Source organism: Paracoccus chinensis, assembly GCF_900102885.1.
GTDB lineage: Bacteria > Pseudomonadota > Alphaproteobacteria > Rhodobacterales > Rhodobacteraceae > Paracoccus > Paracoccus chinensis.
The window spans coordinates 1-25,637 of sequence record NZ_FNGE01000012.1 but is presented as its reverse complement, the minus strand read 5'-3'; the positions used below and the strand labels follow the sequence as shown (position 1 = coordinate 25,637).

Genomic DNA, 25,637 nt, shown 5'->3' with positions numbered 1-25,637 from the left:
TCAATCAGGCCTTTTCCAGCTCGAAGGCATCATGCAGTGCCTGCACGGCCAGTTCCATATACTTGCGGTCGATCAGCACCGAAATCTTGATCTCGCTGGTTGAGATGACCTTGATGTTGACGTTCTCGTCGGCAAGTGCCCGGAACATGCGCGCGGCGACGCCTGCGTGCGACCGCATCCCGATCCCCACGACCGAAACCTTGGCCACGTCCGTGTCCACCGCCAGATCGTCATAGGCGATCTTGCCGTTGGCGCGGGCCTGTTCCATCGCCTTGCGGGCGCGTTCCACCTGGTTGACCGGAACCGAGAAGGTCATGTCGGTCACGGCGCCGGGGTGATCCTCGTAGTCGCGTTCCGAGATGTTCTGGACGATCATGTCCACGTTGACGCCCGCCTCGGCCAGCGGCTCGAAGATGGCGGCCGAGATGCCGGGACGGTCCTCGACCGTGACCAGCGTGATCTTGGCCTCGTCGCGCGAGTAGGCGACGCCGGAAACAACCTTGGATTCCATGATTTCATCCTCAGCACAGACCAGCGTGCCGCTGGTTTCGTCGGTATCCTCGAAGGACGACAGCACCCGCAGGCGCACGTTGAAGCGCATCGCCAGCTCGACCGAGCGCGTCTGCAGCACCTTGGCGCCCAGCGAGGCCAGTTCCAGCATCTCCTCGAAGGCGATGCGGTCGAGCTTGCGCGCCTTGTCGCTGATGCGCGGGTCGGTCGTGTAGACGCCGTCCACGTCGGTATAGATGTCGCAGCGCTCCGCCCCGAAGGCGGCGGCGAAGGCGACGGCGGTCGTGTCCGAGCCACCCCGGCCCAGCGTGGTGATCCGGCCGTCCGGCCCGATCCCCTGGAAGCCCGCGACGACCGCGACCTTCATGCCTTCGGCGAATTTCTGGTCGATGTTGGCGCGCGGGATCGACACGAACCGCGCCGCGCCGTGCTGGTCGGTGGTGTTGATCGGCACCTGCCAGCCCTGCCAGCTGCGCGCGGGCACGCCCATTTCCTGCAGCCGCAGCGCCATGAGCCCGGCGGTCACGTTCTCGCCCGAGGCGACGACCGCGTCGTATTCCCGCGCGTCATACAGGCGCGAGGTACCCTCGACCCAGCCCACGAGTTCGTTGGTCTTGCCCGACATGGCGCTGACGATGACGATGACGTCATAGCCCCGCTCGACCTCGCGCTGCACCTTTCGGGCAGCATTCGCGATGCGGTCGAGGTCGGCCACCGAGGTGCCGCCGAATTTCATCACCAGAAGCGGCATCCAGACAGCCCCCCAGTCAGCAGGATCGAACGGCAGGCTCTTAGGGCGGCACCCGCGCAAGGGCAAGGGCGGCAGTGGCACAACCCGCCGCGAGGTCACTCGCCATGGCAGGCCATACAACTTTGCAGGGAACCTTTTTCTTGCTAAGACACTTTAACGGGTTTGCAGCCCGACGATTCAGCCGCCTCGGCGGTTAGCAGTCTGTATGTTGTTGGTGTCCCGCGGATCGCCTGACGTTCCGCATCGGTTCGCGTTCCTGTTCGTCGCCTGCAGCCAAGATGCGGACGGAATGCGGCGACATGCGCCTTGCTCTGGAAATGCTGCCCCTGTCTCTCACCGGTGCCTCGCTCCGGCGGGAGAGGGTTTGCCCGATGTGGAGCATTCACCTCCGTCAGCCTTACCCCTCAGGAACAGAGCGAGACTGATATGGCAAGTGGAACTTATCCTTTCCTTTTCATCGGGAACATGAGGGATTTCGACAATCCTGACGGTCAACCGGTCGAGAACGCAGTTAGCACCCTGTCCGGAACCTCCTATGGCTCGGCAGGCTCTCCGCTTTATGCTCGAAGCACGCGCGTTACCCTGAACGACACCAACAACAACAACGTGCTGCCGCTTGATGGAACAACCGGGCGCGAACCGATCACCTATCGGCTGGGCGATCAGCAGATCACCAGCTTACCGGATTCCCTTACCGTAATTTCGAACTGCACCATAGTTCAGAGACTTCCGTCCGGCGAGCCGCAGACGACAAGCGGCGTCACCTTGCGGATCATGCAGGATAACACCGGAAACGTCTTCCTTCTGCCTGCGCTCAATGACACCGGCACGGAAGCAGCCCTGAACGACTATCCGGTCATCAGCATCTCCCTGTCCAGCAACAGCGCAAGCTACGACACGACAAGCACGGGCATTTCGTCGGTTCGCTCGACCTTGACCGCCTTTCAGGACGGTTATGTCGACGGCACAGACGGTGATGATACCATCAATGCCAGCTATGCTGGCGATACCGACGGTGACAGGGTCGACGGCAGCGATGCCATCTTGCCGGGTGCGGCACCCAACGACGACTTCATTCGCGCCGGTCTCGGCAATGACCTTGTCTGGGCAGGTGCCGGGGCCGACTCCGTCCGTGGCAACGACGGCAACGACACGTTGTATGGCTACACAAGCGCCACGGTCGACGATGGCGCGAACGACTCGCTGGATGGCGGCACGGGCAACGACCAGCTCTTCGGGGGCGGCGGTGATGATCTTCTGATCGGCGGCACCGGGCTGGACAGGCTGAATGGCGGCACGGGCGCCGACACCATCTATGGCGACGACACCCTTGGCACCGACACGCTGGGCGGGGCGGATTCGATCGACGCGGGCATTGGGAACGACTCGGTCGTCGCGGGCTTCGGCAACGATACCGTGATCGGGGGACTGGGGGCCGACACCATCCAGGGCGGCGCGGGCGATGACCGGATCTTCGGCGACGATGCCGCCGGCACCGACACGCAGGGCGGTGCGGACCTGATCGACGCGGGCATCGGCAACGACTCGGTCGTCGCAGGCGCGGGCAACGACACCGTGACCGGAGGTCTGGGGGCCGACACCGTCCAGGGCGGCGCAGGCGCGGACGTGATCTATGGCGACGATGCCACCGGGACCGACACGCAGGGCGGCGCGGACCTGATCGATGCAGGCACCGGCAACGACTCGGTCATTGGGGGTGCCGGCAACGACACCGTGACCGGGGGCCTCGGGGCCGATACCATCTTGGGCGGCGCGGGCGTGGACGTGATCTACGGCGACGATGCCGCCGGCACCGACACGCAGGGCGGCGCAGACCTGATCGATGCAGGCACCGACAACGACTCGGTCGTGGCGGGCGCGGGCAACGACACCGTGACCGGAGGTCTGGGGGCCGACACCGTCCAGGGCGGTGCAGGCGCGGACGTGATCTACGGCGACGACAGCCTCGGCACCGACACGCAGGGCGGTGCGGACCTGCTGTCAGGCGGCGAGGGCAATGACACGATCCTCGGCGGCTTCGGCAACGACACGCTGCAGGGCGACGCGGGCGACGACTCGCTGGTCGGCGGCGAGGGCAGCGACTCGCTCCTCGGGGGACTCGGCGCGGATACGCTGGTCGGGGGCAACGGCGACGACTTCCTGAACGGCGGCGAGGGCAACGACCTGCTGTTCGGCGGCGCGGGTCGCGACACCTTCGTCGCGGGTGCGGGCGACTCGATCGAGGACTTCAACACCGGCAGCGACCTGCTGAACCGCGATTTCGTCGATCTCTCGACCTATTACAACGCCGCCAACCTGACGCTGTGGAACCAGGCCAACCCCAGCCAGCAGTTCAACAACCCGCTGGCCTGGCTGCGCGCCGACCAGGCCGACGGGCGGCTGACCATGCTGGGCGGCCAGAACGGCCTGCCCACGCTGGACCTGGCGATCCGGAACAGCGGCACGGCAGTCGCGGGCGTGGCGCTGGATGCAACGAACACGGGCGTGCTGTGCTTCGGCGCCGACGCGCTGATCGAGACGGAAGCCGGCCCCGTTCCCGCGGGCGAGCTGTCCGTGGGCGACTTGGTGTGCACCCGCGACGCGGGCCTGCAGCCCCTCCGCTGGGTGGGCCGCCGCGTCCTGACCCGGGCCGAGTTCGAGGTCGCGCCTCATCTGCGCCCCATCCGCATCCGCGCGGGCGCGCTGGGGGCGGGCACCCCTTCGGCCGACCTGATCGTGTCGCCCCAGCACCGGGTCCTGGTCCGTTCCAAGATCGCGCAGAAGATGTTCGGCTCGAACGAGGTGCTGGTCGCCGCCAAGCAGCTTCTGCTGGTGGACGGCATCGACATCGCGCAGGACCTGGAAGGCGTGACCTATGTCCACTTCCTGTTCGACGACCACCAGGTGGTCTGGTCAAACGGCGCGGAAACCGAGTCGCTGCATCCCGGCCGGACCGCGCTGGACATGGCGGGCGAGGCCGCGCGCGAGGAAATCCTGGCGCTCTTCCCCGAACTACGGAACGGCAGCCTCACGCGCCCGTCGGTTCGCGTGCTGGCCTCGGGGCGGATGGGCCGCAAGCTGGCGATGCGCCACGCGCAGAACCGCAGGCCTCTGGTCGCCTGAGCCTGCCCTGCCGATGACAACGAAAAGACCGGCACCGCCGGTCTTTTTCCTGTGTCGGGCGTCAGCTCAGCTTGCGGGTGGCGCGGAACGGCAGGGGGGCCACGGGAATGCCGTCCTCGAGCAGCTGGCGGGCCTCGTCGGGGCGCGCCTCGCCGTGGATCAGGCGCTCGGGGATCTTGCCCTCGTGCATCGCCCGGGCCGTCGTCACGAAGCTTTCGCCGACGTAATCCGAGTTCTCCTCGACATGGCGGCGCAACTCGCGCAGCGCCTGTTCCAGCGCCGAGCCGGGATTGTCGAGCGGGCGCGCACTGTCGTCCCGCGGGATCGCGGGGGCCATGGGGGCCTTGGCGACCTCGTTGCTGCCGCAGATGGAACAGCTCACCTGCCCCTCGGCACTCAGCGTGTCGAAACCCGCGGCCGAGCGGAACCAGCCATCGAAGTCATGTCCCTTGTTGCAGCGCAGCGCGTAACGGATCATTCCGGTCATCCCTCCAGCGGGCTGGATATAAGCATTCCCCGGGCCGGGCGAAAGCCGGGTCACGCGGGCGTGGCCAGGGCCAGCAGGCGCGCCACCAGCGGGGCGGGATCGGGCGCGGCCCGGTCCAGCGCGGCGCGCGCCGCCTGTCCCATCTCCCGGCGCGCGGGCGGGTCGGCAAGGATCGCGCCGAGGGTTTCGGCCAGCGTTCCGGCCTCCACCCGCCGCGCCGCGCCCCCGGCATCAAGCGCCGCGTAGTCGGCCTGGAAGTTCGCGACATGGGACCCGTGCAGCAGGGCGCAGCGCCAGGCGGCGGGCTCCCACGGCGTATGGCCGCCCCTGTCCACCAGAGAGCCGCCGGTGAGGCAGGTGCCTGCCGCCGCATAGGCGTCGCCCAGGACGCCCAGGCGGTCGATCAGCAGGACAGGCGGTGCGCCTGCCTCGGCAAGGGCGCGGTTGCCCAGACGCTCCACAGAAAAGCCCTGCGCCGCGATCAGGCGCGCGACCTCGTCGGCGCGCCGGGGATGGCGGGGCGCGAGGATCAGCCTCAGGTCCGGAAAGCGCGCGCGCAGCGCGGCATGGGCGGCGAGGATCGGCGCCTCCTCGCCGTCGTGGGTCGAGGCAGCCAGCCAGATGCCATCGCGCGCCGGCGACTCCTCCGGCGGCCGGATCGCGGCGGGGCCGAGCAGCTTGAGGTTCAGCCTTGGCGCCAGTGCCCGTTCCGGCAGGCCCAGGGCGCGCAGATGCGCCTCGGTCCCCTCGTCCTGCGCCGAGAGCAGGTCGAGGCCGGCAAGGACCGGCGCGATCAGCCCCCGCGCCCTGCTCCAGCGAGCCGCCGAGCGCGCCGACATCCGTGCGCCGATCACCGCCTGCGCGATCCCACGGCGGCGCGCCTGCGCGGCGCGGTTGGGCCAGATCTCGTTCTCGACTGTCAGCATCAACGCGGGCCGTGCTGCGTCGAGGAAACGCCCCAAGGCCCCCGGAACGTCCAGCGGTGCAAGGCGGGCAGGCAGGCCCCAGCCCTGCGCCACGGCGCGGCCGGTTTCCGTGTTGGCCGTCACCAGCACCGGGCGCTCGGCGGCCAGCGCCGCGATCACCGAACGCGCCGAGTTCAGCTCGCCCACGCTCGCCCCGTGGACCCAGATGCCGCCCGGAATGGCCGGGGGTGGGTCGTCCAGCACCATCCGCTGCCGCAGCGCCGCGCCCGCCAACGGCGAGGCCGCGCGCAGGGCCGCGTCGGCAAGCGTGGTGGCGGCGCGGTAGATCATCGGGACTCCCTCGGGGCGCGGGCGATGCCTTTCACACCGTCTCGCCGTCGATCAGCACCATGAGACGACCGCGAGAGCAACGCTCGACGCGCGCCTCGACGCCATAAACCTCGGCCAGCATGGCGGGGGTGACGACCTCGGCGGGGGTGCCGAAGCTGTGCAGGCGCCCCTTGTGCAGGACGGCAATCCGGTCGGCCCATTGCGCGGCGAGCGCCAGGTCATGCAGCACCGCCAGCACCACCCGCCCCTCGGCGGCGACGCGGCGGACCTCGGACAGCAGGCGGACCTGCCGGGCCATGTCGAGCGCGCTGGTCGGTTCGTCCAGCAGCAGCAGCGCCGGGTCGCGGACCAGCGCCTGCGCCAGCCCCACCATCTGCCGCTGCCCGCCTGACAGGCGGTCCAGCGGCTCCAGAGCCAGCGCGCCGATGCCCAGCCGCTCCAGCACCGCCATCGCGGCATGGTCCGCGCCTGCGCCCTCTCCGCTGGCGGACCGCGCAGCGATCACGCTTTCCAGCACCGACAGCGCCGCACCGGAAGGTAGCGTCTGCGGCATGAAGCCCAAGGTCTGCGCCCGATCGCCTGACGACAGCGCCGCAAGGTCGCGGTCCCCGAAGATCACCCGGCCCCGCGTCGGCAGAAGCCCGGCGATCCCCTTCAGCAGCGTCGATTTCCCAGCCGCGTTGGGACCGGCCAGCACGGCGATCTCGCCTGGCATCAGCGGCGGCAGGTCCAGCCCCTCGACGACCCTGCGGCGGCCGTAGGAAACGATAAGTCCCTCGATCCGCAGCCCCTTCACCGCCCGCGCCTCCGCAGGATCAGCGAGAAGAAGATCGGCAGTCCGATCAGCGAGGTGACAAGCCCGACCGGCAGCAGGACCCCCGGCACGACGGTCTTGGACACCAGCGAGGCGAGCGACATGACCACCGCCCCCGTCAGCAGGCTGCCGGGCAGGAAGAAGCGGTGATCCTCGCCTAAAAGCATCCGGGCGATATGCGGCCCGGCGAGGCCCACGAAGCCGATCACGCCCACCATCGACACGGCGGATGCCGCGAGCAGGCTGACCCGCAGCAGCGACCAGCGCCGCAGCCGGACAACATCCACACCGAAGCTGCGCGCCTGTTCCTCGCCCAGCCGCAGGGCGGTCAGCTGCCAGGCGGCCTTCAGCGAAAACGGCGCGGTGACGGCCAGCACCACGGCCAGCACGGTGACGCCGGGCCAGCTTGCCGCCGCCAGGCTGCCCATCGTCCAGAAGACCAGCTGCTGCAGCGCGTCCGCCGAGGCCACGAACTGCAGCAGCGACAGAAAGGCCCCCGCCGTGAAGTTCAGCGCGATGCCGCAGAGGATCAGCACCTCGGGGCCTCCACCCCTCAGCCGCCCCATCAGTTGCAGCAGCGCCAGCGCGCCAAGGGCGAAAAGGAAGGCGTTGGCCGACACGCTCCAGACTGCGGGCAGGCCGGGCAGGCTGAGGCCCAGCACGATCGCCGTCGCAGCCCCCAGCGCCGCCGAGGCCGACACGCCCAAGGTGAAGGGTTCGGCCAGCGGGTTTTCCAGAACCGTCTGCATCTCGGCCCCGGCAAGGGCCAGAGCGGCGCCGACCAGCAGCGCCATGAGGGCGACCGGCAGGCGGACCTGCCAGACGATCACATCGGCGGAACGCGCGACCTCGCCCCAGCCGGTCAGCGCCCCCAGCGTCTCGGCCAGCGGCAGCCCGGCCGGGCCGGTCATCAGGTCGGCCACCACCGCCAGCAGGGCGACGGCCAGCATCGCCGCGACCAAGAGGACGCGGCGGCGGTTGAGCGCGTGATAGCGGTGAAGGCTTGCGGTCTGCATCAGGGCTGCGGCGCGACCCACCAGGTGCCGGGCACCGTCACGGGCGAGAAGCGCGCGTCTATTTCGGCCAGCGTGGCGGCAGGGTCCACGTCCGTGAAAAGCTCGGGGTGGAAGGATTGGGCAAGGTACTCGATCAGCGCGATGTGGCTGGGCGTGTCGTTGAACAGGTGCCAGACGCCCGCCGCGCGGCCCTCCTCGACCGCGCGCAGCGAGGAGAAGCCGGGCGCCGCGATCAGCCTGGCGAAGCTGTCCCCCGCGGCGTCCTCTGCCACGCCGGTTCCCAGCACGAGCCCGCCGCGCGCGGCCATGTGGGCGCCGCCGGTGGCAATGTAGTAATCCGGGTCCGCGCCGATCAGGAATTCGAGGCTGACGTTGCCCAGAACGCCCTGTACCGCCTCGGCCCCGATATTGCGGCCGCCCGCCGTCTCGATGAACTGGGCGAAGACGCCCTGCCCCACGGTCGAGCAGCAGCCCTGCGGCGCGGCATGGACGTGGAAGAAGACGCGCGGGCGCTGGATCGAGGGATCCTCCAGCCGCTCGCGGATGCGCGACAGGCGGGTTTCATAGAACTGGGCGAATTCCTCGGCCTTCGCTTCGCCGCCCGTCAGTGCCCCGAGAATGCGCAGCGAGGGAATCGAGTTCTCCAGCGGCTTCGAGAAGAAATCGACATAGGCCACCGGGATGCCCGCGGCCTCGACCTGCTCGCGCGCGCGTTCCATGCCGGGGTCGCCCGCGTCCATCAGCGACAGGACCAGCAGGTCCGGGTCCAGCGCGATGATGCTTTCGACGGAAATGTCGCGGTTGCCCGAGCCCACGGGCCGGATCGCGTCGATCATGGGGAAGCGCTCGCGATAGGCGGCCAGCGTCGGCTCGTCCAGCGCCTTGTCCTGCCGCCAGCCGACGACCTTCGAAACCGGATCGTCATGCAGCAGGCCCAGCACCGCCATGTGCCGCCCCTCGCCCAGGACGATGCGCCCGGCGGGCGCGTCCAGCGTCACCTCGCGGCCGAGGATGTCGGTCGCCGTCACCTCGGCCCAGGCGGGCGCGGTGATCAGGCTGGCCAGCAGGGCCAGTAAGCGGAACAGGGCAGGCATCGCGACCTCCTTCGGTGCCCCATGGATGCAGGGCGTCCTGAATGGGTGCGGGCGGAGGCCCCTATCGGCCCCCGCCCGGTTTCCTGTCAAGCCACCCGGCCTCAGTCGCCCTTGGGCGAGATCTTCCAGATGCGGTCGCCCGCGTCGTCATCCTCGCCGCGCGACTTGTTCACCGCCCAGACATTGCCCTTGCCGTCGGCGCGCAGCTGGTTCGGATAGGTGCCCGCGTCGATGTTGGCGACGACCTCGCCATCGGTGCCCACGACCGTGATCGTGCCCGCGCCCCGGTTGGCGACGAAAGCGTGGCGGCTCACCGGCTCGAAGGCCACGTTCAGCGCGCCCGCGCCGGTGTCCACGTCGTGCAGGACCTCGCCGGTCTCGGCCTTCACGATCAGCAGGTTGTCGGTGTCCTGCGAGGCGACGAAGGCCAGCCCCTCCTGCGGGTCATAGGCCACGCCCGAGGCGCGCACAGCACCCGGCAGCGGATGCACCTTCACCTCGCCCGAGGCGAGATCGACCACCGCCAGCTCGTCCGTGGTCATGGACACCGTCACCAGCGTCCCGCTTTCGGGATCGACGTCCAGCGCCATGACCGAGAAATCCTCGCCGCGCTGGGCCGACTGGATCACGATGGGCTCCAGCTTCTCCAGCGTCTTGCTGTCGAAGACCTCGATGTTGCCGGTCATCGTGGCCGAGGCATAGACGCGGTCCCGCGCCTCGTCCACGACCACGTCGCGGGCATGGTTCACGGTGCCGGGGTCGAACTGCTTCACCAGCGACAGGTCGTCCTGCCTGTAGACGGCGAGGGTGTCCTGGCGGGTGTTCGTCACCCAGACATTGCCGTTCTCGTCATCGACGGCCACGCCATAGGTGGCGAACAGCGCCGGGCGCGTATCGTTGGGATCCTGCCCTGCGGCGGGGGACGCGGCGCGCTTGGGCATCGGCGCCTCGGGCGGGGTCGCCTGCGCCTCGATCTCCAGCGTTTCCGGATCGATCCGCACCAGGGCCGAGTCCCGCACGGGCGGGCGGCCCACGGCCGAGGTCACGTAGACTGCATCCGAGCCGGGCGACCAGATCACCTGGTAAAGACCGCGCGTGACCTTGGCGTCCTTGATTTCGAACTTCTCGGCGCCCGAAACCGGCACCTCGGGCGAGACCTTGAGCGTCACGACCTCGGCCGCCGCCGGGTTCTCGGCGATGACGACGACGGGATGCAACCCGGTCGCCGCGTCCGCGTCCACCGTCAGGTCGAAGCTGAACTTGCCCTCGGCATCGACGGTGATCGGCGCGCCCTCGTTCAGGACACTTGTGCCGCGCATCAGGGTGATGGTCTGGCCGGGAACCAGCCCCTGCCCCTCGATCCGCGCCGCCCCGCCCTTCAGCAGCGGCATCCCCTGCTCGGCCCCGCTCGCGCGGATAGTGCCGGTGAATTCGTCGGCGGCGGGGGTAAAGATGCTTTCCGCCAGCACGGGCCCGGCGGCCACCGCCAGCGCAAGCACCGAGATGCCGCAGAAGGTACGAAGGGAAGGCAGGGGAAGGCTTGCCATGAAGATCTCCGTGGTTGATCCGAAATGGCTGAACCGGCAGACCGATCTGGCTGGATGCGGCGCATGAGTATAATCCTGAGCGGTGCTGTCAACTAACTCTGCTGCGGGGCGACGATGGAGAAGATCACAGGCATGGGCGCGACCGGACGCGTGGGCCCGGACCATGCGCGGGCCGAGGCGCGACTGGCCATCTTCGAGACCGAGCATCCCACGCACGTCCTGTCGCAGAAGACGGTGGCGACCGGTCCGGGGCACCGGCTGTTCATCGCGGCGCCGCGCGGGACGCCCCCGGCGCAAGGCTGGCCGGTGCTGTACCTGCTGGACGGCAACGCGGCCTTCGACTTTCTGACACCCGCGCATCTGGCGGCCGCCGAAGGGCTTGCGCTGGTAGGCGTCGGCTATGACACCGACCGCCAGTTTGCGCGCGAACAGCGGACCTTCGACTTCACCGCCCCCGACGGCCCCGGCGACGGCATCCGTCCCGATCCTGTCCACGAGGGCCGCATGGCGGGTGGCGCGGCGCAGTTCCTCGACCGCCTGACCGGCGCACTGCGCAAGGCAGCCGAGGACGGGCTGCGCGTCGATCCGTCGCGCCGGACTCTCTGGGGGCACAGCTTCGGTGGGCTCTTCACGCTTTATGCGGCTCTGACCCGCCCGGACAGCTTCGCCCGCTTCGCCGCGATCAGCCCCTCGATCTGGTGGGACGAGGCGTTGATCCACCGTATTGCGGCCAGAGCCGACCCGGCGGTCACGCCGCCCCTGCTGGTGGCGCTGGGGGACCGCGAGAAGCGCTCGGGCTCGGACGGGCCGCCGCCGAACGGGCCTGCGCCCGCGACGATGGCCTTCGTCGAAAGCCTGCGCTGGCATCCGGGGCTCGATCCGCAGGTCCATGTCCTGCCCAGCCTGAAGCATATCGAGACGATCGCGGGTTCCCTGCCGCTGGCGATCCGCTTCGCGGCCGGAGCTTAACCCGATCTCAACGTTTTGCTGCGATCACGGCCGAAGCAGGAGGTCGTGAACATGACAAGATACGCTTTCGTGATCGCCGGAATGCTCTTCGCGCTGATCGGCGCGGTGCAGGTCTGGGAAGGGATACCGGGATATTACAGCTCGCGCGGGATTGGCGATCTGCAGGCCGATGCGAACGAGATCCTGCTGGGCATTGCCTGGCTGATCGGCGGGCTGGCCTGCGGGGTCTTCGCGCTGGCCTTCACTCCGCCGCCGCCTGCGGCAAGGCCCGCTGTTCCGCCCGATCCATGGCAGCCTTGAGCATCGGCGCGATCAGGACCACCGCCTCGGGCGAGATCATCCGGGGGTGCAGGAAAGGCACCTCCAGCGCCTCGACCTCGCCATGGGGGCGCCAGAGCTCGGCCGTCAGGTGGCGGTCGCCGTGTCCCAGCCCCGCGCGGACATGGGTCAGCCTGCCGGGATGGGGGCGGTGATGATGGCGGCGGACAAGGCCCGAGGTATCGGTCACGACCCGCACCACGCTGTCCAGCACCTGTTCTGGCAGCGCGCCCAGCGGGGTGTCCCCGGCCTTGAGGAAACCGACAACCTTCTCGCGCGTGTCCAGTTCGGTGTGCGCTTCGGGATCGTGCCCTGCGATTGCCAGCAGGGCGCGCAGGGCGGATACCGGATCGGGGTCCGGCTCGGCCCGCCAGACATCGGCCGGGTAGCTGTCCAGCGCGGCGACCATGCCGACATCGAGGCCAATGTCGGCCAGGGCGGACGCCAGTTCCTGCGCAATCACGCCGCCGACGGACCAGCCCGCGAGATGCACCGGTCCTTCCGGCACCAGTCCGGCGATGCGGCGCGCGTAATCGGCGGCCAGCGCGGAAAGGCTTTCCGGCAGCGGCTGGTCCGGGTCCAGCCCCGGATGCTGGATCGCCCAGACGCGGCGCGCGGGCGCGAGGGCATGGGCAAGGCGGCGATAGCCCCAGCCAAGGCCGCCCGCCGGGTGGACCAGGAATAGGGGAGACTGCGCGGGATCGCCCTCGGCCAGCAGGAGCAGGGGCGAAAGGCCGCCGGTCGTGGCCCCGCCCTCGATCACGCGGGCCAGCGCCGCGATCACCGGATGCTCGAAGATCGCGCCGAGGCCGGGGTCGCGGCCGGTTTCCTCTTCGATCCGCAGGGACAGGCGGACGGCCGACAGCGAGTCGCCGCCCAGCGCGAAAAAATCGGCCTCGGCCGGCGGCGGCTCGGGCAGCGTGAGGATCTCGGCGTAAAGGCTGGCGAGCAGCGTTTCGGCCGCAGTTTCCGCCGCCCGGCCCGCCGCCGCGAAGACAGGCGCAGGCAGCGACTTGCGGTCAAGCTTGCCGTTCGACGTCACCGGCAGCGCGTCCAGCACCACCCATGCCTGCGGCACCATGTAGGCCGGCAAGCGGGCCTCCAGATGCGCGGCGACCGCTTGTTCCGACCATCTCCCCTGCGGCACCACATAGGCCACGAGGCGCTTGTCGCCCCCCTCCTCGCGCGCCAGCACCACCGCTTCGCGCGCCAGGCCCGAGCCCATGATCGCGGCCTCGATCTCTCCCAGTTCGATCCGCAACCCGCGGATCTTCACCTGGTGGTCCGAGCGGCCGAGATAGATCACCGCCCCGTCGTGGCGCAGCCGCGCAAGGTCACCCGTGGCATAAAGCCTCTGCCCGTCCGGGCCAGTGACGAAGCGTTCCGCCGTCAAGTCGTCGCGGCCAAGATAGCCGCGCGCCAGTTGCACGCCGCCCAGATACAGGTTCCCCGGCAGCCCCGGCGGCACCGGCCGCCCCCGGACGTCCAGCACCGCCAGCCGGGTGTTCCAGACCGGCCAGCCGATCGGAAGCGGGTTCGAGGCATCGTCAGGCGCGGCGGGCCAGTAGCTGACATCCACCGCAGCCTCGGTCGGGCCGTAGAGATTGTGCAGCTCGGCCGAGACGCGGGCATGGAAGCGGTCGCGCAGTTCCGCCGTCAGCTCCTCGCCCGAGCAGAAGACGCGGGCCATGCGGATGCCCCCTGAGGCGGGCGCGGCGAGGAAGGCCGACAGCATGGATGGGACGAAATGCGCCGTGGTGATCCCGTGGCTGCGGATTTCCCCTGCCAGCAGCGTGGGGTCGCGGTGGGCGCCGGGCGGGGCCATGACCAGCGTGGCGCCGGAGATGCAGGGCAGGAAGAACTCCCACACCGAGACGTCGAAGGTGGCCGGGGTCTTCTGCAGGATGCGGTCCCGCGGGGTGAAGCCGTAATGGTCGCGCATCCAGAGCAGGCGGTTGACGATGGCCCGATGCTCGATGACGACGCCCTTCGGCTCGCCGGTCGAGCCCGAGGTGTAGATGACATAGGCCATATTGCCCGGCTGCGGCGGCGTGGCGGGCGCGGTGCCCTCCTGCGGCCAGTCGGAGGTCAGAAGGCATTGCGGCATGCGGGGCCGGGCCGCGTTCTGAACTGCCGACCTTACGGCTGAAGTCAGTCCGGCGGACTGCTTGCCGGATGCAGGCGAGTCCGCAATATCGTCAGTCTGCCCGAAATCCGGGAAACGGCCCGCCAGTTCCGGCGAGGTCAGCAACACAACCGGCGCTGCACGGTCGAGGATGCGGGCCAGACGCTCCGGCGGATGATCCGGGTCGAGCGGCAGATAGGCCGCGCCTGCGCGCAGGATCGCCACCAGGGCAATCGACAGTTCCAGCGAGCGGTCGAGCGCGACGGCCACGATCGTCTCGGGACCGGCGCCCAGTTCGGCCAGCCGTCCGGCCAGCACGGCGCTGCGGCGGTCAAGGTCTGCGTAGCTCAGGGTCACGTCGCCGAAGACCAGCGCGGGGGCTTCGGGGGTCGCCTCCATCTGCGCCTCGATCAGCGCAGTCAGCGTGGTGTCGGGGACCGAGTGGACGGCCGCGGCGGTCAGGGCCTTGGCACTTGCGATCTCGTCGGCGGTGGCTGTCGGAACCGGGGCAAGCCGACCCTGCGCCAGCGCGGCCGACAGGAAGGCAGGCAGGCGCGCGGCATGGCCTGCCACGTCCTCGGGCGAGTAGAGGCCGGGGTTCGCGTCCACCTCGAACAGCATCCCCGAGATAGGGTCGCCCCGAAAGGTCAGCGTCAGGTCGTCCACCGCGCCTGCGCCGAGGATATGCAGCCCGACCTCCAGCCCCGCGAAGCCGGGCGGCCGGTCGAATGGCTGGACGTTGATCAGCGGGCCATAGAGCCTGCGCGCCCCGCCGATCAGGCCGAGGTCGCGGCGCAGCTGCTCGCTGCGGTAGAGGCCATGCCTGCGGGCCTCGCGCATCTCGGCGGCAAGGGGGGCGATCCAGTCCGCAAGGAGGGCGTCCTCGTCGGGGCGGATGCGCTGTGGCAGGACGTTCATCGCCATGCAGGGAACGCGGGCGATGGGGCGGCCCATGCGGACCATGAAGGGCAGGCCCGCGACGACCTCTCCGCCCGTCCAGCGGGACAGGTAGGCGCCGGTCAGCGCGGTCAGGACGTCGGTCCAGTTCAGGCGCTGCGCGTCGGACCATTCGGCCAGAACCGCCAGCAGGTCGGAGGGCAACCAGCGGCTTTCGCGCAGGAAGGTGGCGCCGCTGACGGCGCGGCCGGGCGCGGGGCCGGTGACTTCGGGCATTCCCTGCATCGCCGCGCGCCACCAGGCGGCGTCCTCGGCGCGCTTGGGCGAGGCACGGTAGGCTGCGTCCGCTTCATCAGCGCGCGAAAGCGGTGGGAAGGGCACGGGCACGGAGGTGCCGTTCACCAGCGCCGAGTAATGATCTCCGATCCGGTTCGTCACCAGCACCATGCCGTAGCCGTCGAGGGCGAGGTGGTGGATGCGTTCGTAAAGCAGGTGCCGGTCCGGCCCGAGGCGATAGAGCGAAAAGGCGGCGACCGGCTCGGCCGCGAGGTCCAAGGGGCGGGCGCTGTCCTCGGCCATGCGGCACAGCGCTTCCGCTTCCGGGTCCGCATGGTCGGACAGGTCGGCCCACTCAAGTTCGGGCGGCTCGCCCAGAACCTGCATCGCGCCGCCCGCGACGGGGCGGAAGCGCAGGCGCAGCGCCTCGCTTTCGGCGATGGTGCGGGCGACGGCCTCGCGCAGCGCGGCTTCGTCCAGCGGCCCGTGCAGGTCCAGGTACTGGCCGGTGTTCAGGATCGGGTTGGAGGGGTCCAGCGCCTGGAAATACCACAGACCTTCCTGCGCCTCGGTCAGCGGCGTCCCGCCCATGGCCCGCATCTCAGCCCGCCTGCTGGGCTTCGATGGCCTGCCACCATTCGCCAAGTGTGCCATGTTCCGCGAAAAGCCCGAAGTCGGCCTTGAGCCCCGCCTCTTCCCAGCCAAGCACCAGCTTCATCAGCCGCAGCGAGTCGAGGCCGAGATCCGGCAGGTTGTCGTCGTCCTGCACCTCTTCGGGCTGCATGTGCAGCATCTTCGCGATGTCCGCGCGCATGAGTTCCCTGGTGATCGGGGCCTTGGTGATCATGCGTTTTCCTCTGCCAGGTAGCGCGCCCGCAGTTCCGCCCGCAGCACGTTGCGGCTGACCTTGCCCACTGCGGTGGTCTTGAATTCGGGCACGAAGACGATCTGGTCGGGCACCTTGAACTCGGCGATGCCGCGGGCACGGACGAAGGCCTTGATCTCGGGCGCACGCGGGCACGGTTCGCGCGGGATGACGAAGGCGCAGATACGTTCGCCCAGGTGCGGGTCGGGGATGGACACCACCGTCGCGTCATAGACCTGCGGATGGGCGAGCAGATGGTCCTCGACCTCCTCGGCCGAGATCTTCTCGCCCGCGCGGTTGATATGGTCGCCCGCGCGGCCCTGCACGGACAGGTAGCCGCCGGGCAGGCGCTTGACGATGTCGCCGGTGCGGTAGAAGCCATCCGGGGTGAAGCTGCGGGCGTTCGCGGACGGTTCGTTGTGATAGGCGCGGATCGTGTAGGGGCCGCGGGTCAGCAGGTGGCCGGGGGTGCCATCGGGCACGGGATTGCCCGCGTCGTCCAGCACCAGCACCTCGTCGTCGGGGCTGATGGGTCGCCCCTGGGTGTTGACAATGATCTCCTCGGGGTCGTCGAGCCGGGTGTAGTTCACCAGCCCCTCGGCCATGCCGAAGACCTGCTGCAGCGTGCAGCCGAGCGTCCCGCGCACCCTGGCTGCCGCCTCGGGCATGAACTTGGCTCCGCCGACCTGCAGGACCTGCAGGCTGGAAAGGTCGTGGCGGGTCTTCGGCGCGGCCTCCATCCACAGCAGCGCGAGCGGGGGCACGACGCCGGTGATCGTGACGCCCTCGCGCCCGATCAGCGAGAAGGCCGTCTCGGGGTTCGGGTTCGGGCACATGACCACCCGGCCGCCTGCGTAAAGCGTGCCGAAGACGCCCGGCGAGCTCATGGGGAAGTTATGCGCCGCCGGCAAAGCGCAGAGATAGACCGAGTCCGGACCAAGGCCGCAGATCTCGGCACTGGCGCGGAAGCTGTAGATATAGTCGTCATGCGTGCGGGGGATCAGCTTCGACAGCCCCGTCGAGCCGCCCGAAATCTGCAGGAAGGCGACCTTTGACGGGTCCACCTTCGGGAAGGTGACGGGAGGCGGGTGGCCCTCGAAGGGGCCGGTTTCGCCCGCGACGATAACGTGCCGAAGTTGCGGCACCTCGGCCTGCACCTCGGCGGCAAGGGCGGCGTAGTCGAAGCCCTCGAACCGCCCGGTGACGACCAACGCGCGGGCGCCGGCGCGGCGGGCGAAGTGGATCAGTTCGGTGCGGCGATGCGCGGGCAGCGCATAGACGGGGATCAGCCCGGCCAGGAACAGGCCGAAGACCGAGGGCAGGAAACCCGCGACGTTCGGTAGCTGGACGATCACCCGGTCACCCGGCTGCAGGCCCAGCGACAGGTAGCCGCCCGCCGCGGATTCGGCCCGCGCCAGCAGGTCGGCATAGCTGAGGTTCGTCTCGCCCGCCGTGACGGCGATGCGGTCGGGATGCTCGGCGGCGCGGGCGCGCAGGACATCCCCGAAACTCTCGCCGCGCCAATGGCCCCTGGCGCGGTAACGCGCGGCAAAGTCGTCCGGCCACGGCTGGCGGGGAATGTCAGTCGAGAAGTCGTCCATCGGGAGCCTCTGGCCTGCGGCGCATCCGCAGGAGGCGGCTTAGTCCCGGCAACGAATTTAGTCAACTTTCCGCCAGCCCTTTGGACCTGCGCCACAATTCGCGGTAGGGTTCCCTAGAAACCGATAATTGCAGGAGTACAGATGACCGACACGCGACAGGTGATCCAGACACCCGTGCGGGGCCAGGCTGCCGGGTCCCTGCCCTTCCGCGACACGCATGCGGTCTATGGCCGGATGAGCCGCGTCCTTCACTGGACCATCGCGGTGCTGGTCCTTTACCAGTTCGTCGGCATGGGCCTGCGCCTGCTCTTCGACAAGCAGCCCTGGCTTTCGCCCTTTGTCGCCTATCATCAGCCGGTGGGCACGATCCTGTTCCTGCTGATCGTGGTCCGTGCCCTGTGGGCGCTGTCGAACCGGAACAACCGCCCCGCCCATGGCCACCATTTCTGGGGCCGCGCGGCCTCGCTGGGCCATGCGGTGCTGTATGTCGTCATGCTGGCGGTGCCCACGATCGCGCTGATCCGGGCTTATGGCAACAACCGGGACTTCGCGCCCTTCGGCTTCACGATCTTCCCCGCGCAGGAGCCGCCGATCGGCTGGATGGTCAACCTGGGCGGCCTGCTGCACGGGGAACTGGGCTGGCTGCTGTCGATCCTGATCGCGGGGCACATCGTCATGGTCGGCGTCCACGAAGCCATGTGGCGCGACGGCACGCTGGCGCGGATGCTGGGGCGCAAGGGCCGGGCGGGCTGACCGCCCAGCCCCTCAGGTGATCGCGCCGACCTGCCAGGGCACGAACTCGTTGTCGCCATAGTCGAACTGCTCGGACACCGTCTTCTCGCCCGAGGCGACGGCGAGGATCAGGTCGAAGATGCGCTGTCCCGCGGCCTCGATGGTGTCGGTGCCGCGGGCGATGTCGCCGCAGTTGATGTCCATGTCCTCGCGCATGTGTTCAAACATGGCGGTGTTGGTGGCGATCTTGATGGTGGGCGCGGGCTTCCAGCCGGACACCGAGCCGCGCCCGGTGGTGAAGCAGACGACATTGCAGCCGCCCGCCACCTGCCCCGTCACGGCGGCCGGGTCGTAGCCGGGCGTGTCCATGAAGGTGAAGCCCTGCGCCGTCACGGGTTCGGCATATTCATAGACCGCGTTCAGCGGCATGGACCCGCCCTTGGCAACCGCCCCCAAGGACTTTTCCAGGATCGTCGTCAGCCCGCCTTCCTTGTTCCCGAAGGAGGGGTTGTTGTTCAGTTCCGCCCCGTTGCGCGAGGTGTAGTCGCGCCACCAGTCGATCCGGTCCAGCAGCTTCTGCGCGACCTCGGGCGATTTCGCGCGCCGCGTCAGCAGGTGCTCGGCGCCGTAGATCTCGGGCGTTTCCGACAGGACGGTGGTCGCGCCGTGCCGCACCAGCAGGTCCGAGGCGTAGCCCAGCGCCGGGTTCGCGGTGATTCCCGAATAGCCGTCCGAGCCGCCGCATTCGAGCGCAACCTTGAGGTGGCGCAGCGACTGCGGGCTGCGCCGGGCCGCATTCACCTGCGGCAGCATCTGGCGGATCATGTCGCAGGCGGCCTCGATGGTCTTCCGCGTGCCGCCCAGCTGCTGGATCGTCATGGTGCGGAAGCGGTCGCTTTCCTCCAGCTTGTAATGCTCCATGATGGGGCGGATCTGGTTCACCTCGCAGCCCAGCCCGATCATCAGGATGCCACCGAAGTTCGGATGCGTGGCATAGCCCTTGATGACGCGGGTCAGGTATTCGTAGCCCTCGCCCTTGGTGCCGATGGCGCAGCCGCTGCCGTGGGTCAGCGCGACCACGCCGTCCACGTTGTCGAAGCCCTGAAGCCCGCCCTGCCGGTTGAAGTGCTCGGCGATGTAGCGCGACACGGTGGCCGAGCAGTTCACGGTCGAGATCACGCCGATGTAGTTGCGCGTCCCCACCCCGCCGAAACCCCGGTCATAGCCCATGAAGCTCGCCCGCTCGGCCTCGGGCAGAAGGCCGGGATCACGGTTTTCCACGCAGAAGGCATGGTCGGGGTGGCTTTCGACCATCGCGAGGTTCTGCAGGTGGACGTGCTCGCCCGGCGCGATGGGGCGCGAGGCCAGGCCGATCACCTGCCCGAACTTGCGCACCTCCTCGCCCTCGGCAATGGCGCGGAGCGCGATCTTGTGGCCGCGCGGGATCGGCTCGACCGCGACGGGGCCGCCGGGGCCCGTGGCCTCGCCCGCCTTCAGGCTGCGAAGGGCGACGGCCACGCTGTCGGCGGGGTTCAGGAGGATGGCGGGGTTTTCGTCAGGCGACATGGTGGGTCCGGGGCTTGGCTGCGGCGGCGAAGCGGACCATGCCGCAGCCCCCGCCGTCAAGGCCGACCCCGATCACAGCTCGAGCGAGTTCCGCTCGAGGTAGCCCTGCAGGAAGGCCGCAAGCCGCCGGTCGCCGGGGTTCTGGAAGATCTCGGCGGGCGAGCCCTGGGCCACCAGTTCGCCCCGTTCCATGAAGACCACCCGATCCGCGACATGGGCGGCGAAGCCCATCTCGTGCGTGACGACCACCATCGTCATGCCCTCGGCCGCAAGCTGCTTCATCACGCCCAGCACCTCGCCCACGAGTTCCGGGTCCAGCGCCGAGGTCGGCTCGTCGAACAGCATGATGCGCGGCTGCATGGCGACGGCGCGGGCGATGGCCACGCGCTGCTGCTGGCCGCCCGACAGGCGGCTGGGGTGGTTCCCGGTCTTGTCGCCCAGACCCACCTTGGCCAGCGCCTCGGACGCGATCTCGTGCGCGCGGGCGCGGGGGATTCCCTTTACCCGCTCCAGTCCCTCGGCCACGTTCTGCAGGGCGGTCATGTGCGGCCACAGGTTGAACTGCTGGAACACCATGCCGATGTCGCGGCGCATTTCGCGCAGGGCGCGCCCGCCCATCCGCCTGCCGCCGACGGTCTCGTAGCCGATCAGCCGATCGTCGATCCAGATGCCACCGCGGTCGTATTCCTCGAGGAAGTTGATGCAGCGCAGCAGCGTGGACTTGCCCGAGCCCGAGGGCCCGATCAGGCAGGTCACCTTGCCCGGCGGGATCACCAGGCTGATGTCCTTGAGCGCCTGGAACTCGCCGTAGAACTTGCAGACGTTCTCCAGCCGGGCCGAGGCGGGGTTGACCGTTCCGGTCAGCGAAGGGGCAAGGGTCACGGCTTCAGCTCCGGTCCAGCAGGTAATGGGTGGCGCGGCGTTCCAGCCGACGCCCGATGCGCGAGATCGTCTCGACGAAGACCCAGAAGAACAGCGCCAGCACCAGGGTCGATTCCGCGAAGGCGAAGGTTTCGGCCATCATGGTCTGGGTTTCGAACATGATCTCGGGGACGGTGATCATCGACAGGATCACGGTTTCCTTGGTCAGGATGATCGAGAAGTTGACCAGCGCGGGCAGCGCCGAGACCAGCATCACGGGGATCATGATCCGCCGCAGGATGGTCGCGGGGGCAAAGCCCATGGCACGGGCGGCCTCGATCTGGCCCACGGGAACGGCGTTCAGGCCCGCGCGGAAGATTTCCGCGAAATAGGGGCTGCCGTAGATCGTCAGGCCCAGAAGCCCCGCGGGCATGGCGTCCAGCCGCAGCCCCAGCATGGGCGCGCCGTAATACAGGACAAACAGCTGCACGAGGAAGGGCGTGCCGCGGATGAACTCGACATAGGCGCGCAGGATCCATTGGACCGGACGGGCGGACACGCCGCGCTGGACCAGCGCCAGCACGAAGCCCAGCGCCATGGCGCAGGCCGTGCCCACGATCCAGCAGAAGATCGTGACGCTGAGGCCCCGCAGCAGCGCCGGGCCGTATTCGCGGAAAAGGTCGAACTCCATCACCAGGCGAGCCTCCGTTCCAGGTTGCGGCCGAGGGCTGCAATGACGAGGTTGATCGCCAGATACAGGAAGGCGGCGGTCAGGTAGATTTCCAGCGGGCGGTAGGTGGCCGAGGCGATGGCCTGGCTCATCCGGGTGATTTCCACGATGCCCACGACCGTCACCAGCGAGGACGCCTTGACCAGAAGGATCAGCTCGTTGACCAGCGCGGGCATCGAGATCTTCAGCGCCTGCGGCAGAAGGATCCGGGTCCAGATATCGCGGGGCGCAAGGCCCACGGCCATCGCGGCCTCGGCCTGCCCCCGGGGAATGGCGTTCAGCGCGCCGCGCAGGATCTCGCTGATATAGGCGGCGGCGCAGAGGCCCACGGTGAAGATGGCGGCGGCGAGCGCCGGGACGTTCACGCCCACCAGCGGCAGAAGGTAGAAGGCCAGCAGCAGCTGGATCAGCAGGGGCACGCCGCGGAAGAAGCTGACATAAACCCCCGCGAAGGCGCGCGCGGCCGAGGCGCGCGACACGGCGGCCACGCAGATCAGGGCACCGAAGATCAGCCCCAGAAAGCAGCCCGCGCCCGAGATCAGCAGCGTGTAGCGGGCCGAGGCGGCCAGCACGGGCAGGTTGTCGATGATCGTCTGGAACGAGAACATTCAGCGCCCTTCGGGAGATGCGGGCGGGCCGTGCACGGGCCCGCCCACGGGGATCACATCGCAGGCATTTCCTTGGGCAGCGCCGTCGCGGTGCCGAACCATTTTTCCTGCATCGCGGCCAGACGTCCGTCGTCCTGGATCTTGACCAGGGCGGCGTTCATGGCCTCGATCAGCGCCTCCGAGCCCTCCTTGCGGGTCACCCACGCGAAGTACTTGGGCTCGCCGAAGGGCGGCTGGATGGTCTCGAAGACGTCGGGGCGGGTCTTGGCCAGATAGGCGAGGTTAGGGGCCGAGCCCGCGACCGCGTCCAGGCGGCCGGCGGCCAGGTCGGCATAGGCTTCATCCGGCGAGCCGTAGCCGCGGATGGTGAAGCCGCCCAGCGTCTCGGAATAGGCCTCGAGCTGCTTTTCCTGCGCGGTGCCCTTCTGGATGCCGACGGTCTTGCCCTTGATGTCCGCAGGAGCGGTCAGGTCGCCGCCCTTGCGCTGCACCAGCGCCACGGTCGCGTCGCTGATCGGCAGGGTGAAGGCGTAACGCTCCATCCGCTCGGGCGTGATGGTGACGGGCGCATTCACGAAGTCGAACTTGCTGACCTCGAGGCCCGGCAGGATCGAGGCCCAGGGCAGGTCCTGGTATTCGGCGGCAACGCCCAGTTCCTTGGCGACCTCGTCGAACAGCTCCTTGTTGAAGCCGGCATACTGGCCGTTTTCCAGCATGTCGAAGGGGGCATAATGCATCTCGGTCGCGGTGGTGATCTTGCCCGCCGCCTTGATATCCTCCAGCATGTCGGCCAGCGCGCCGGTCGCGGTCAGCGCCAGCGCCGTCGCCCCGAACAGGGCTGCGCGCAGGGTGGTGCGAAGTGTCATCTTTCTCTCCTGTCGTGGCCTTGGGTGATCCGTGCGGCTCGGCCTTGTCCGGACGGTTTGTCGTGGCGCGCGTTACCGTGACGGTGATGCGGGCCGGATCGCAAGTCACAAGATGCCGCGCCGGAACGGGTCCTTGTCATGACCGGGCGTCCTGCCTGTTTTCCGGGCAGTCGAGGACCACCGCAAGGGGCCTGCCCCGATCCACCCTGCCCTGCATCGTTCCTGCGCCCTCGGCCAGCAGCGCGTCGCCGGGCGCAAGGTCGAAGCCCGCGGCCGACACGGCGCCCCGGGCGACCAGCGCGACCGTTCCGTCCGGCAGGCCGTCGCCCGGCGAAAGCTCGACCATCCGGTGCGAGAAGGCCCCGCGCCGGGTCATGATGTTGAGATCCAGCACCGGGCCTGCGTCAAGGCCCGCATGGACCGGCGCCTCGCCCGGGAAGGACAGGGGCGGGCCGTCCGCCGTCACGGCGACCTCGGCGCCGCCGAAGAACAGGCGCATCGGCCCGCCCTGCAGCACAGCCAGCGTGCGGTCGATGCCGGGGAAGGCCGAGAAGGGGCCGTCCGCCGCCACCTCGGCCATCGACAGCCGCGCGTCGAAGCCGGACAGGTCCGCGCCGTCCGGCCAGACGGCCAGTTCATGCGTGACGCCCCCGCCGTTCTTCCAGCGGGTGGCCCTGCCCTCGCCTCGACGCACAAGCCTCACTTGAGGATGCCCGGCAGGTTCAGCCCATGCTCGCGCGCGCAGTCCAGCGCGATGTCATAGCCCGCGTCGGCGTGGCGCATGACGCCCGTGGCCGGGTCGTTCCACAGCACGCGCTCGATCCGGCGGTCGGCGTCGGCGGTGCCGTCGCAGCAGATCACCATGCCGGAATGCTGGCTGAAGCCCATGCCGACGCCGCCGCCGTGGTGCAGCGACACCCAGGTCGCACCCGAGGCGGTGTTCAGCAGCGCATTGAGCAGAGGCCAGTCCGACACGGCGTCCGATCCGTCCTTCATCGCCTCGGTCTCGCGGTTGGGCGAGGCGACCGAGCCCGAGTCGAGGTGGTCGCGGCCGATCACCACGGGCGCCTTCAGTTCGCCGTTCCGCACCATCTCGTTGATGGCAAGGCCCGCGCGGTGACGGTCGCCGAGGCCGATCCACATGATGCGCGCGGGCAGGCCCTGGAAGGCAATGCGCTCGCGCGCCATGTCCAGCCAGCGGTGCAGGTGCTCGTTCTCGGGGAACAGCTCCTTCATCTTCGCGTCGGTCTTGTAGATGTCCTCGGGGTCGCCCGACAGCGCCGCCCAGCGGAAGGGACCGACGCCGCGGCAGAAGAGCGGGCGGATATAGGCGGGCACGAAGCCGGGAAAGGCGAAGGCGTTTTCCAGCCCCTCCTCCAGCGCGACCTGGCGGATGTTGTTGCCGTAGTCGAGCGTGGGCACGCCCGCGTTCCAGAAATCGACCATGGCCGCGACGTGGTCCTTCATGGACGCGCGGGCGGCGACCTCGACGGCCTTGGGGCCGGTTTCCTGCTTGGCGCGCCATTCCGCGACGGTCCAGCCTTTCGGCAGGTAGCCGTGCAGGGGATCATGGGCCGAGGTCTGGTCGGTCACGATGTCGGGCCGGGGTCCGCCCGCCTTCATGCGGCGGACGAGTTCCGGGAAGACCTCGGCGGCGTTGCCGATCAGGGCCACGGACCTGGCCTCGCCCCTGGCGGTCCAGTCCGCGATCATGGCCAGCGCCTCGTCCAGCGAATGAGCCTTGGCGTCGCAATAGCGGGTGCGGATGCGGAAGTCGGCGCGGGTCTCGTCGCATTCGACGGCCAGGCAGCAGGCCCCGGCCATCACGGCGGCCAGCGGCTGTGCGCCGCCCATCCCGCCCAGGCCCGCCGTCAGGATCCACTTGCCCTTGAGATCGCCGCCGTAGTGCTGGCGGCCGGCCTCGGCGAAGGTCTCGTAGGTGCCCTGAACGATGCCCTGCGTGCCGATGTAGATCCACGAGCCCGCGGTCATCTGGCCGTACATGGCCAAGCCCTTCTTGTCGAGCTCGTTGAAATGGTCCCAGTTCGCCCAGTGCGGCACCAGGTTCGAGTTGGCGATCAGCACCCGCGGCGCGTCCTTGTGGGTGCGGAAGACGCCCACGGGCTTGCCGGACTGGACCAGCAGCGTCTCGTCCTCGTTCAGCTTGCGCAAGGACTCGACGATCCGGTCGAAGTCGTCCCAGGTCCGCGCCGCCCGGCCGATGCCGCCATAGACGACCAGCTCGTGCGGATTCTCGGCCACGTCGGGATGCAGGTTGTTCATCAGCATCCGCAGCGGCGCCTCGGTCAGCCAGCTTTTCGCGGAAATCTTGGTGCCGGTCGGGGGGAAGACGTCGCGGATGTTGTGACGGGGGTTGTTCATGTCCGGTCCTTTCAGGAAAGCAGCTGGCCCGCGATGATGTTGCGCTGGATCTCGGACGAGCCCTCGTAGATCCGCATGATCCGCAGGTCGCGGGCGTATCGCTCCAGCGGGAAGTCTTTCGTGTAGCCGTAGCCGCCGTGGATCTGGATCGCGGCATCGGCGATGCGCCCCGCAGCCTCGCTCGCGAACAGCTTGGCGCGGCTGGCGGCGGCGGTGAAGCGCTGGCCCGCGTGGCGCTGGCGG

General features: G+C 69.2%; 22 protein-coding genes. 4 read left to right on the top strand and 18 right to left on the bottom strand.

The window, feature by feature from the left end; translation table 11 throughout:
* Window positions 1–4: 4 nt before the first annotated feature.
* Window positions 5–1,261 (bottom strand): aspartate kinase, encoded by a 1,257-nt coding sequence (locus tag BLQ03_RS12605; RefSeq protein WP_090756653.1) that lies wholly within the window; start codon window positions 1,259–1,261, stop codon window positions 5–7.
* A gap of 465 nt (window positions 1,262–1,726) precedes the next feature.
* Here BLQ03_RS12605 and BLQ03_RS12600 point away from each other — a divergent pair, with 465 nt between their 5' ends.
* Window positions 1,727–4,384 carry a Hint domain-containing protein gene (locus BLQ03_RS12600; RefSeq protein WP_281201007.1) on the top strand — a complete coding sequence of 886 codons (2,658 nt, stop codon included), beginning with the start codon at window positions 1,727–1,729 and terminating at the stop codon, window positions 4,382–4,384.
* A 61-nt stretch (window positions 4,385–4,445) separates the two neighbouring features.
* Here BLQ03_RS12600 and BLQ03_RS12595 read toward each other — a convergent pair whose 3' ends face one another.
* The 6 genes from BLQ03_RS12595 to BLQ03_RS12570 all read right to left on the bottom strand — a co-directional run bounded on the left by BLQ03_RS12595 (window position 4,446) and on the right by BLQ03_RS12570 (window position 10,598).
* Window positions 4,446–4,862, bottom strand: a complete 417-nt coding sequence (locus BLQ03_RS12595) for a DUF1178 family protein (protein ID WP_090756649.1) — start codon at window positions 4,860–4,862, stop codon at window positions 4,446–4,448.
* Between the two features lie 59 nt (window positions 4,863–4,921).
* On the bottom strand, window positions 4,922–6,127 hold the full coding sequence (locus tag BLQ03_RS12590) for a 3-deoxy-D-manno-octulosonic acid transferase (protein ID WP_090756648.1): 1,206 nt from the start codon (window positions 6,125–6,127) through the stop codon (window positions 4,922–4,924).
* Between the two features lie 31 nt (window positions 6,128–6,158).
* Window positions 6,159–6,923, bottom strand: a complete 765-nt coding sequence (locus BLQ03_RS12585) for an ABC transporter ATP-binding protein (protein ID WP_090756646.1) — start codon at window positions 6,921–6,923, stop codon at window positions 6,159–6,161.
* Window positions 6,920–7,957 (bottom strand): FecCD family ABC transporter permease, encoded by a 1,038-nt coding sequence (locus tag BLQ03_RS12580; RefSeq protein WP_090756749.1) that lies wholly within the window; start codon window positions 7,955–7,957, stop codon window positions 6,920–6,922. Before BLQ03_RS12580 ends, BLQ03_RS12585 begins: the two co-directional genes overlap by 4 nt.
* Complete coding sequence (locus tag BLQ03_RS12575; protein ID WP_090756643.1) at window positions 7,957–9,051, bottom strand: ABC transporter substrate-binding protein; 1,095 nt, start codon at window positions 9,049–9,051, stop codon at window positions 7,957–7,959. Before BLQ03_RS12575 ends, BLQ03_RS12580 begins: the two co-directional genes overlap by 1 nt.
* A gap of 101 nt (window positions 9,052–9,152) precedes the next feature.
* Window positions 9,153–10,598, bottom strand: a complete 1,446-nt coding sequence (locus tag BLQ03_RS12570; protein ID WP_090756642.1) for a YncE family protein — start codon at window positions 10,596–10,598, stop codon at window positions 9,153–9,155.
* A gap of 114 nt (window positions 10,599–10,712) precedes the next feature.
* Between BLQ03_RS12570 and BLQ03_RS12565 the strand changes: the two genes are divergently transcribed.
* The gene (locus BLQ03_RS12565; protein WP_245688890.1) at window positions 10,713–11,567 is read left to right on the top strand and encodes an alpha/beta hydrolase; all 855 of its coding nucleotides are present in this window, start codon (window positions 10,713–10,715) and stop codon (window positions 11,565–11,567) included.
* A 51-nt stretch (window positions 11,568–11,618) separates the two neighbouring features.
* Window positions 11,619–11,867, top strand: a complete 249-nt coding sequence (locus BLQ03_RS12560; RefSeq protein ID WP_090756638.1) for a hypothetical protein — start codon at window positions 11,619–11,621, stop codon at window positions 11,865–11,867.
* Here BLQ03_RS12560 and BLQ03_RS12555 read toward each other — a convergent pair.
* From BLQ03_RS12555 to BLQ03_RS12545, 3 genes are read right to left on the bottom strand one after another with little or no spacing between them, the layout of a single operon-like run.
* Complete coding sequence (locus BLQ03_RS12555; protein ID WP_245688888.1) at window positions 11,809–15,783, bottom strand: amino acid adenylation domain-containing protein; 3,975 nt, start codon at window positions 15,781–15,783, stop codon at window positions 11,809–11,811. The two genes, BLQ03_RS12560 and BLQ03_RS12555, sit on opposite strands and share 59 nt — an antisense overlap.
* Before the next feature lies 1 nt (window position 15,784).
* The gene (locus BLQ03_RS12550) at window positions 15,785–16,030 is read right to left on the bottom strand and encodes a phosphopantetheine-binding protein (protein WP_217629729.1); all 246 of its coding nucleotides are present in this window, start codon (window positions 16,028–16,030) and stop codon (window positions 15,785–15,787) included.
* The gene (locus tag BLQ03_RS12545; protein ID WP_090756636.1) at window positions 16,027–17,649 is read right to left on the bottom strand and encodes a (2,3-dihydroxybenzoyl)adenylate synthase; all 1,623 of its coding nucleotides are present in this window, start codon (window positions 17,647–17,649) and stop codon (window positions 16,027–16,029) included. Before BLQ03_RS12545 ends, BLQ03_RS12550 begins: the two co-directional genes overlap by 4 nt.
* A 141-nt stretch (window positions 17,650–17,790) precedes the next feature.
* Between BLQ03_RS12545 and BLQ03_RS12540 the strand changes: the two genes are divergently transcribed.
* A complete protein-coding gene (locus tag BLQ03_RS12540; RefSeq protein ID WP_090756635.1) occupies window positions 17,791–18,402 on the top strand; it encodes a cytochrome b in 612 nt (203 codons plus the stop codon).
* A gap of 12 nt (window positions 18,403–18,414) precedes the next feature.
* Here the strand turns inward: BLQ03_RS12540 and BLQ03_RS12535 are convergent, their stop codons facing one another.
* The 8 genes from BLQ03_RS12535 to BLQ03_RS12500 form a co-directional block, all read right to left on the bottom strand.
* Window positions 18,415–19,947, bottom strand: a complete 1,533-nt coding sequence (locus tag BLQ03_RS12535) for a UxaA family hydrolase (RefSeq protein WP_090756633.1) — start codon at window positions 19,945–19,947, stop codon at window positions 18,415–18,417.
* A gap of 72 nt (window positions 19,948–20,019) precedes the next feature.
* The gene (locus tag BLQ03_RS12530) at window positions 20,020–20,829 is read right to left on the bottom strand and encodes an amino acid ABC transporter ATP-binding protein (protein WP_281201006.1); all 810 of its coding nucleotides are present in this window, start codon (window positions 20,827–20,829) and stop codon (window positions 20,020–20,022) included.
* A 4-nt stretch (window positions 20,830–20,833) separates the two neighbouring features.
* Entirely contained in the window at window positions 20,834–21,499 is a 666-nt protein-coding gene (locus BLQ03_RS12525; protein WP_090756631.1) for an amino acid ABC transporter permease, read from the bottom strand.
* Complete coding sequence (locus tag BLQ03_RS12520) at window positions 21,499–22,146, bottom strand: amino acid ABC transporter permease (RefSeq protein WP_090756630.1); 648 nt, start codon at window positions 22,144–22,146, stop codon at window positions 21,499–21,501. The genes BLQ03_RS12525 and BLQ03_RS12520 overlap by 1 nt, the downstream gene beginning before the upstream one ends.
* Window positions 22,147–22,199: 53 nt before the next feature.
* Window positions 22,200–23,012: a transporter substrate-binding domain-containing protein gene (locus tag BLQ03_RS12515; protein WP_090756628.1), complete on the bottom strand. Its 813-nt coding sequence runs from the start codon at window positions 23,010–23,012 to the stop codon at window positions 22,200–22,202.
* 136 nt (window positions 23,013–23,148) lie between these two features.
* Entirely contained in the window at window positions 23,149–23,715 is a 567-nt protein-coding gene (locus tag BLQ03_RS12510; RefSeq protein WP_090756626.1) for a HutD/Ves family protein, read from the bottom strand.
* Window positions 23,712–25,394, bottom strand: a complete 1,683-nt coding sequence (gene hutU, locus BLQ03_RS12505; protein ID WP_090756624.1) for a urocanate hydratase — start codon at window positions 25,392–25,394, stop codon at window positions 23,712–23,714. Before hutU ends, BLQ03_RS12510 begins: the two co-directional genes overlap by 4 nt.
* 11 nt (window positions 25,395–25,405) lie before the next feature.
* Window positions 25,406–25,637: acyl-CoA dehydrogenase family protein (locus BLQ03_RS12500; RefSeq protein ID WP_281201005.1), on the bottom strand; the 232-nt coding region annotated here is incomplete at its 5' end.

Coding starts and splice junctions, on each gene's coding strand:
- BLQ03_RS12605 (WP_090756653.1), bottom strand. CDS start 1,261: ATGCCGCTTCTGGTGATGAAATTCGGCGGCACCTCGGTGGCCGACCTC.
- BLQ03_RS12600 (WP_281201007.1), top strand. CDS start 1,727: ATGAGGGATTTCGACAATCCTGACGGTCAACCGGTCGAGAACGCAGTT.
- BLQ03_RS12595 (WP_090756649.1), bottom strand. CDS start 4,862: ATGATCCGTTACGCGCTGCGCTGCAACAAGGGACATGACTTCGATGGC.
- BLQ03_RS12590 (WP_090756648.1), bottom strand. CDS start 6,127: ATGATCTACCGCGCCGCCACCACGCTTGCCGACGCGGCCCTGCGCGCG.
- BLQ03_RS12580 (WP_090756749.1), bottom strand. CDS start 7,957: ATGCAGACCGCAAGCCTTCACCGCTATCACGCGCTCAACCGCCGCCGC.
- BLQ03_RS12575 (WP_090756643.1), bottom strand. CDS start 9,051: ATGCCTGCCCTGTTCCGCTTACTGGCCCTGCTGGCCAGCCTGATCACC.
- BLQ03_RS12570 (WP_090756642.1), bottom strand. CDS start 10,598: ATGGCAAGCCTTCCCCTGCCTTCCCTTCGTACCTTCTGCGGCATCTCG.
- BLQ03_RS12565 (WP_245688890.1), top strand. CDS start 10,713: ATGGAGAAGATCACAGGCATGGGCGCGACCGGACGCGTGGGCCCGGAC.
- BLQ03_RS12560 (WP_090756638.1), top strand. CDS start 11,619: ATGACAAGATACGCTTTCGTGATCGCCGGAATGCTCTTCGCGCTGATC.
- BLQ03_RS12555 (WP_245688888.1), bottom strand. CDS start 15,783: ATGCGGGCCATGGGCGGGACGCCGCTGACCGAGGCGCAGGAAGGTCTG.
- BLQ03_RS12550 (WP_217629729.1), bottom strand. CDS start 16,030: ATGATCACCAAGGCCCCGATCACCAGGGAACTCATGCGCGCGGACATC.
- BLQ03_RS12545 (WP_090756636.1), bottom strand. CDS start 17,649: ATGGACGACTTCTCGACTGACATTCCCCGCCAGCCGTGGCCGGACGAC.
- BLQ03_RS12540 (WP_090756635.1), top strand. CDS start 17,791: ATGACCGACACGCGACAGGTGATCCAGACACCCGTGCGGGGCCAGGCT.
- BLQ03_RS12535 (WP_090756633.1), bottom strand. CDS start 19,947: ATGTCGCCTGACGAAAACCCCGCCATCCTCCTGAACCCCGCCGACAGC.
- BLQ03_RS12525 (WP_090756631.1), bottom strand. CDS start 21,499: ATGGAGTTCGACCTTTTCCGCGAATACGGCCCGGCGCTGCTGCGGGGC.
- BLQ03_RS12520 (WP_090756630.1), bottom strand. CDS start 22,146: ATGTTCTCGTTCCAGACGATCATCGACAACCTGCCCGTGCTGGCCGCC.
- BLQ03_RS12515 (WP_090756628.1), bottom strand. CDS start 23,012: ATGACACTTCGCACCACCCTGCGCGCAGCCCTGTTCGGGGCGACGGCG.
- hutU (WP_090756624.1), bottom strand. CDS start 25,394: ATGAACAACCCCCGTCACAACATCCGCGACGTCTTCCCCCCGACCGGC.